The organism is Streptomyces sp. NPDC006923 (assembly GCF_040635655.1).
Taxonomy (GTDB): Bacteria; Actinomycetota; Actinomycetes; order Streptomycetales; family Streptomycetaceae; genus Streptomyces.
This window is the reverse complement of the sequence record NZ_JBEYIF010000035.1, coordinates 20,650-27,391: the sequence shown is the minus strand read 5'-3', so window position 1 is coordinate 27,391 and position 6,742 is coordinate 20,650. Positions and strand designations below refer to the sequence as shown.

Genomic DNA, 6,742 nt, shown 5'->3' with positions numbered 1-6,742 from the left:
GCACCCCCTGCTCCTCCGACTACTACCTCCGCCTCACCGCCGACGGCGGCCGCATGCTCAAAGGCGAAATAGCCCTGACCGCGACACGGCCGACCGTGCCGCTGCCCGGAGGAGGCGGGCCGCAGCCGCCGACCGGCGACCTCGCTCTGCGCAAGCCCGCCACGGCCAGCGGCTACACACAGTCCTACGGACCCGGCAACGCCGTCGACGGGGATGCCAGGTCGTACTGGGAGAGCGTCAACAACGCGTTCCCGCAGTGGGTCCAGGTCGATCTCGGGGCCTCGTACGCCGTCAAGCGCGTTGTGCTCGCCCTCCCGCCGGACCCGGCGTGGGCCACCCGTACCCAGACCGTGGCCGTCCTCGGCAGTACGAACGGCACCAGCTTCACCACGCTCGCGGGCGCGGCCGGTCGTGTGTTCGATCCCGCCGGCGGAAACACCACCACCATCACGCTGCCGACGGCCGTCAACACCCGTTATGTGCGGCTGCAGTTCACCGGCAACTCCGGCTGGCCCGCCGGACAGCTCTCCTCCCTGAGCGTCTACGCCACCTGAGCCCGCCGTCCGGCAGAGCTCAGCTCCCGCACACCGCACCACGACCGGGGCGGCGGCCGTCGAGCCGCCGCCCCGGTCCGGCGGCTGCCACCGAGAGCCGCCCCCGCCGAGGACGTGTGCCGCAGGGGCCGCGCGCCTCGGCCGTACGGCACCGGCGCCGAACCGGCTCCGGACAACGTTCATCCACTTGTAGCGTGTTGGTAGTCCGCGACCGGATCTACGCGCGCAGACTGACTCAGGCTCCGCCTCTTGCCACTCCGCTCCCACCACCACTCCCCCACACGGAGGTTGACGGATGTTCAGATCCAGACAGTCCCGCTTCGTGCTCGCCGCCGCGGCGACGGCCCTCGGCGTCGTCGCCGCAGGCTCGGGCTTCTCCGCCCAGGCGGCGGACCCGGCCGCCACCGCCCCTGCCGCCGCCGTGAAGCACCGCGTGCTGTTCGACAACACCAAGGCCGAGACGGCGGGAAACGCCGACTGGGTCATCGGCTCCAGCCAGCCCGACCCACTGGGCCAGGATTCCACCCCCTCGAAGGAGACGGACTGGACCGGCGGTCTGTCCGCGTGGGGAGTGGCGCTCCAGAAGACCGGGGACTACACGCTCAACACACTGCCGCCGGGTAACACGATCACCTATGGCGGTTCCGGGGCGCTCGACCTGAAGAACTTCGACACCTTTGTCCTGCCCGAGCCGAACATCCGGCTGAGCACCGCGGAGAAGACCGCGGTCATGAAGTTCGTACAGAACGGCGGAGGTCTCTTCCTGATCTCCGACCACGACGCCAGCGACCGGAACAACGACGGTTACGACTCGCCCAAGATCATCAACGATCTGATGACCAACAACGGCGTCGACAACACCAGCCCGTTCGGTTTCTCGGTGGACATCCTGAACATCGGCTCCGGCAACCCGAAGGCGATCAGCGACAGCGGCAACCCCGTCCTCAACGGCCCCTTCGGCAGGGTGACCGGCAGCCTGATCGCCAGTGGCACGACCTTCACCCTCAAGCCGGCGGACAACCCGGCGGTCAAGGGCCTGCTCTGGCGTTCGGGCTCCAGCACCACCGGCACCACCGGGGCGTTCTTCGTCACCAGCACCTTCGGCAGCGGCCGGGTGGCGGCCTGGGGCGACACCTCACCGGCCGACGACGGCACCGGTGCGCCCGGCGACACCCTCTACGACGGCTGGAACGATCCGTCCGCGACCAACGCCGCCCTCGCCCTCAACGCCACCGCCTGGCTGTCCGGTGACGGCAGCACCGGAGGCGGCGGCGATGGAGGCGGCGGCTGCGCCTCCGGTCAGCTCCTGGCCAACCCCGGCTTCGAGTCCGGCGCTTCCGGCTGGTCCGCCGCCAGTGGCGTCATCACCTCCAGCACCAGCAAGGCGGCCCACTCCGGCTCGTACAAGGCGTGGCTGGGCGGCCACGGCACCTCCGGCACCACGACCCTCTCCCAGCCGGTGACCATCCCGTCGGGCTGTGACGCCACACTCGGCTTCTGGCTTCACATCGACACCGCGGAGACCGGCACGACCGCCTATGACACGCTCAAGGTCCAGGTGGTCAACAGCTCGGGAAGCGTGCTCTCCACTCTGGCCTCGTACTCCAACGTCAACGCGGCGACCGGCTATACGCAGCGCACCTTCGACCTCGGCGCCTACGCCGGGCAGACGGTGACACTGAAGTTCACCAGCACCGAGGGCTCCAAGCTGCAGACCTCGTTCGTGGTCGACGACACGGCGCTCACCGTCGGCTGACCCCGGCTCGTCTTTTCAGTCTGTGGGCCGCTCCCTTACCGGCGTACCGGGGGCGGCCCACAGCCGTGTGCGAACCGGGACCGGAACCTCGGACACCCCGGAGAGCTGAGGGAACATCAGTCCATTGGGTCTCCAGCGTGTTGTTGCTCCCCTTCTCGAACAAGAGCCCGCGCCCTCGCCACAATGGCGATATAACGCCATATCGTGGTAGGTGATCAGTTCAGCGGGAGGAGACCCATGGGACAGCTCGACGGCAAGACAGCAGTGGTGACGGGCGGCAGCACCGGAATCGGCCTGGCCGCCGCTCAGCGCTTCGCCGACGAGGGGGCACATGTGTTCGTGACCGGTCGGCGCAAAGCCGAACTGGACGCCGCCGTAAAGACGATCGGCCGCCGTGCCACCGGTGTGCAGAGTGACGCGGCCGATCTGGCGGACCTCGACCGGCTCTATCAGACGGTGAGCGGCCGAGGCGGCGGCATCGATGTGCTCTACGCCAACGCGGGCGGCGGCTCGCTCGCGCGGCTTGAGGAGGTCACCGAGGAATACTTCGACAAGGTCGTCGGCGTCAATGTGAAAGGCACTCTGTTCACCGTCCAGAAGGCGCTGCCGCTGCTGAACGACGGGGCTTCCGTCATTCTGGCCTCGTCCATCGCGGGCAGCGCCGGCATGGAGGCGTTCGGTGTCTACTGTGCCTCCAAGGCCGCTGTACGGTCCTTCGCCCGGACCTGGGCCAATGAACTGAAGGGCAGGGCCATCCGCGTCAACGCCATCAGCCCCGGAGTCATCGACACCCCGGGAGTCAGCGGTCTGGGCCCGGACCGACAGCAGCTCTCCCCGCTGGTCGAGGCCCTGGTCGACGCGACACCCCTGGGCCGTATGGGAGGTCCCGAGGAGGTCGCGGACGCCATCCTGTTCCTCGCCTCCGACCAGAGCACCTACATCACCGGCACCGAGTTGTTCATCGACGGCGGTGTCAACCAGATCTGACGACACGCCGCGGGCTTGCCGGGCGGGCCTCCGGAGCACACCTGTACGCCCTCGGCCGACCGCCGGTGCGAGGGCCCTCCGCAGTGGTGTCAGGGCGGACTCGGAGGCCGCTCGCGCACCGTGCGGGCGATTTCTCGCCGGGAATCCCATTTTTTTCTGTGTGCCACCGCGAGTGCGGCAGCGCGGGCACGGAGCCCCGCGGAACCGCCGCTTCAGCCCGGCTGCCCGCCACGCCTGCCAGAGGCCGCCGTTGCCCGGCGGTAGTGCCAACTCCCCCTGTTTACCTGCCAGTCCACAATGGCCGGCGCGCATTTCCTGCTTCCGGGCGAAGATCACCTACGAGGACCCGGCCCCGACAACACGCCCCGCCGGCACGGTGGCGAAAGGCCACTCACTCACACACCTCCGCCCCCGAGTGACACCACAAGCCGCACTGTGACGTCCCAACAGGGCCTACGCTTGCCGTACAGCGGTAATCCACAGGGCCCCTCACGGCGGCCCACAGCGGAAAGACACCTACATGACATCCACGTCCGCGGCACCAGGAAACGTCGAAGCGACCACCGCCGCCCTGCAGGCCGAACTTCCCCAACTCGAAGAACAGCAGCAGTCCCTCGAAAAGGAACTCGCCACGGTCACCGAGCGCCTGGAGTCGGTACGCGCCGCTCTGGGCGCACTGCAGGCTCTCTCCCTCACCCGTCACATCCAGCCGGCGGCGCTTCCGGACACGGCGGCCGTGAAGCCCGTCGCTACGACCGCCCAGAAGGCAGCGGCGAAGAAGAAGTCCAGCCCGGTGGCGGGACGGGCTGCCGCGGCTGTGGCCACCAAGACGCCCACCGCGGAGGCGCCGGTGGAGGAGGCTTCCGCGCCCGTGCCCGCCAAGTCCCGCAAGGCCACGGCCGGTACGAACGAGAAGCAGAAGGCCGACGACTCCAAGGAGCAGAAGCGCCGTCCGGCGAAGAAGACCGCGCCCGCCGGCGACACCGAGACCCGCTCGGCGAAGAAGTCGGTTTCCGCGCCGGTGGACCAGCAGTCCAGTGGCCTGACCGAGCAGATCGTCGAGATCCTGACGAAGTCGGGCAGCACCCCTGTCCGCGCCCGCGACGTGGCCCAGGCCCTGGGGCGCGACGACACTCCCGGCAGCATCAACGCCGTACGCAGCACCCTCGACCGTCTTGTCGCGACATCGCGCGCCCACCGCGCCGGCCGCGGCCTCTACCAGGCCCCCACGAGCTGAACCGTCCCTCCTTCGTACGCACAACGCCCGCGGTGACACGGGGGTGCTCGCGACGGCCCCTTCGGGTGAGTTCCCCCGGGGCGGAACCGGGCCAGGGCCCCCGAGGGACCGGGGCGGAGAGCGCGGTGTGTTCCTCCGGCGCGACGGGCGACGCTCGCACGGGACACCCACCGCCGCACCCGCTCCGGATCCCGTCGCCCATGAACTGTGCCGCCGTCCCCCGCACGTCGGCGCACGGCGTCGGAACGCCGTGCGCCGCAAGGGGTGGAAACAGGGCACGCACAGACGGTGCCGCGGCGCGCCGCGACCGCCGTGGCGCGTCCGCCGACGGGTGCGGGACGCCATGCGCCTCGGCACAACACCCCTGCGGCGCCTGTGCGTTCGGCGCGCCCGCACAGAGGACCGGACCGGCCGAAGCATCGACAGTGGCACACTGTGCTCCCCCGGCCATGCCCGTCTCACATCCTCGGCCACACACGGGATCGGGGCCACGTTTTAACGGGCCCGGCCGGCCGGCCACGTAGCCGGGCGGCACACGACCGCACCGGGATCACACCATCACTTCGCCATGTCCAGCACGAAGCGGTAGCGGACATCATTGCGGGCAAGGCGGTCCAGGACCTCGTTGACCTGCTCCGGTCCCATGAGTTCGACATCGGCGACAATGCCGTGCTCGGCGCAGAATTCGAGCATCTCCCGGGTCTCCACCGAGCCGCCGCCGCCGGCCCCCGCCAGATTCTTCGCTCCCACGATCAGGCTGAGGGGGCTGACCTTCAACTCCCCCTCCGGAATCCCCACGAGGCAGAGGGTCCCGTCCATCGCGAGCGCGGACAGATACGGCTCCAGCGCGTGCGGTGCGCCGACCGTGTCAAGGATGAGATCGAACCGGCCCGCCTGCGCGGTCATCTGGTCCTCGTCCGTGGACAGGACCACATCGTCGGCGCCCAGGGCTCGCGCGTCCGCCGCCTTCTCCATCGACCTGGTGAACTGGACGACCTCGGCGCCGAACGCGTGCGCGAACTTCAGTGCGAGGTGGCCGAGGCCACCCATACCCACGATGCCGACCCTCTTGCCCGGACCCGCGCCCCAGCGCCGGAGCGGTGAGTATGTCGTGATGCCGGCGCACATCAGAGGCGCGACACCGGCCGGGTCGAGTCCCTGCGGCAGGGCGTAGACGAAGCGCTGGTCGAGGACGTACTCCGACGAGTAGCCGCCGCGCGTCGTGCTCCCGTCCGTCCGGTCGACTCCGCCATAGGTGAGAGTGGGGTACTCGAAGCACCAGTTCTCCCGGCCCGCCCGGCATGCGGGGCACACGCCGCAGGAGTCGACGATATTGCCGACCGCCACCTTGTCACCCACCGCGAATCGGGAGACGTCGCCGCCGACCGCGACGACCTCTCCGACCATCTCGTGGCCGGGTACCACGGGGTAGTCGCCGCCGTGGCGGATCGAGGAGATGTCGGTCGCGCAGACACCGCAGTACTCGATGCGTACCACCACATCCCCGCTCAGCGGATCCCGCCGCTGGAACTCCCAGGGCTCCAATGGACCGCCCGGCTGTTGTGCCGCCCATCCGGTGACGTTTCGCATGATCTTTCGCTGCCTCTCGTTCCCGACTCAAACAAACTAGTTCGTTTATTTGTCGCCGAACGTAACCCGGAAGCTCATGGCTGTCAAACAAACTAGTTTGTTTCTCTCTCTGGGTGGGCGTGTCCGCCGAGGCGGCGGCGAGCCGGCCGGTTACGGTGTGCGCGGCTCCGCAGCGATGCGGGCGCGCAGGGAGTGCGCGATCTCGTCCGCCCTTCCGGCGGTCACCCACTCCGCCTCGGGTCGTGTGAGCAGGCCGAACACGCCAGGCCCGCGCAGTTCCCGGGGCAGGCCCGCCATTCGGGGCACCACATGGAAGTGCACATGGGAGAAGCCCTCCGCCTCGGCGAACTGCACCACGTAGGTCTTCTCACACCCGGTCAGGGCGCGCAGCGCGCGGGACAGTCCGACCTGCCACGTCCCCAGCGCCGCGGCCTCGGCGTCCGTCAGATCGTGGACGGCCGTGATGTGCCGGCGTGGAAGCAGTACCAGCCAGCCCGGCAGCGCGGTGTTGAACGCGTGAGCCACCCGCCAGTGGCTGTCGACGGCAATGCGCTCGCGTGGCGGCAGGTCGTCGAATCGCGCTTCCTGGCCGCAGGCGTAGCAGTCGGGTGTGGTCAT

At 69.4% G+C, this 6,742-nt stretch carries 6 protein-coding genes; 4 read left to right on the top strand and 2 right to left on the bottom strand.

From position 1 onward, the window contains the following. The 4 genes from ABZ707_RS32560 to ABZ707_RS32545 all read left to right on the top strand — a co-directional run. A partial coding sequence (locus ABZ707_RS32560; protein ID WP_360182253.1) for a discoidin domain-containing protein occupies positions 1-554 on the top strand: 554 nt, incomplete at its 5' end. Between the two features lie 295 nt (positions 555-849). Beyond that, complete coding sequence (locus tag ABZ707_RS32555) at positions 850-2,310, top strand: hydrolase (RefSeq protein WP_360182250.1); 1,461 nt, start codon at positions 850-852, stop codon at positions 2,308-2,310. Positions 2,311-2,547: 237 nt separating this feature from the next. Continuing rightward, the gene (locus ABZ707_RS32550) at positions 2,548-3,297 is read left to right on the top strand and encodes a glucose 1-dehydrogenase (protein ID WP_360182247.1); all 750 of its coding nucleotides are present in this window, start codon (positions 2,548-2,550) and stop codon (positions 3,295-3,297) included. A 520-nt stretch (positions 3,298-3,817) separates the two neighbouring features. Next, positions 3,818-4,534: a hypothetical protein gene (locus ABZ707_RS32545; RefSeq protein WP_360182244.1), complete on the top strand. Its 717-nt coding sequence runs from the start codon at positions 3,818-3,820 to the stop codon at positions 4,532-4,534. Positions 4,535-5,092: 558 nt separating this feature from the next. On the opposite strand, the gene ABZ707_RS32540 is transcribed toward ABZ707_RS32545, so the two are convergent. Beyond that, a complete protein-coding gene (locus ABZ707_RS32540; protein ID WP_360182241.1) occupies positions 5,093-6,124 on the bottom strand; it encodes an NAD(P)-dependent alcohol dehydrogenase in 1,032 nt (343 codons plus the stop codon). A 150-nt stretch (positions 6,125-6,274) separates the two neighbouring features. Beyond that, positions 6,275-6,742 carry an HIT family protein gene (locus tag ABZ707_RS32535; protein ID WP_360182238.1) on the bottom strand — a complete coding sequence of 156 codons (468 nt, stop codon included), beginning with the start codon at positions 6,740-6,742 and terminating at the stop codon, positions 6,275-6,277.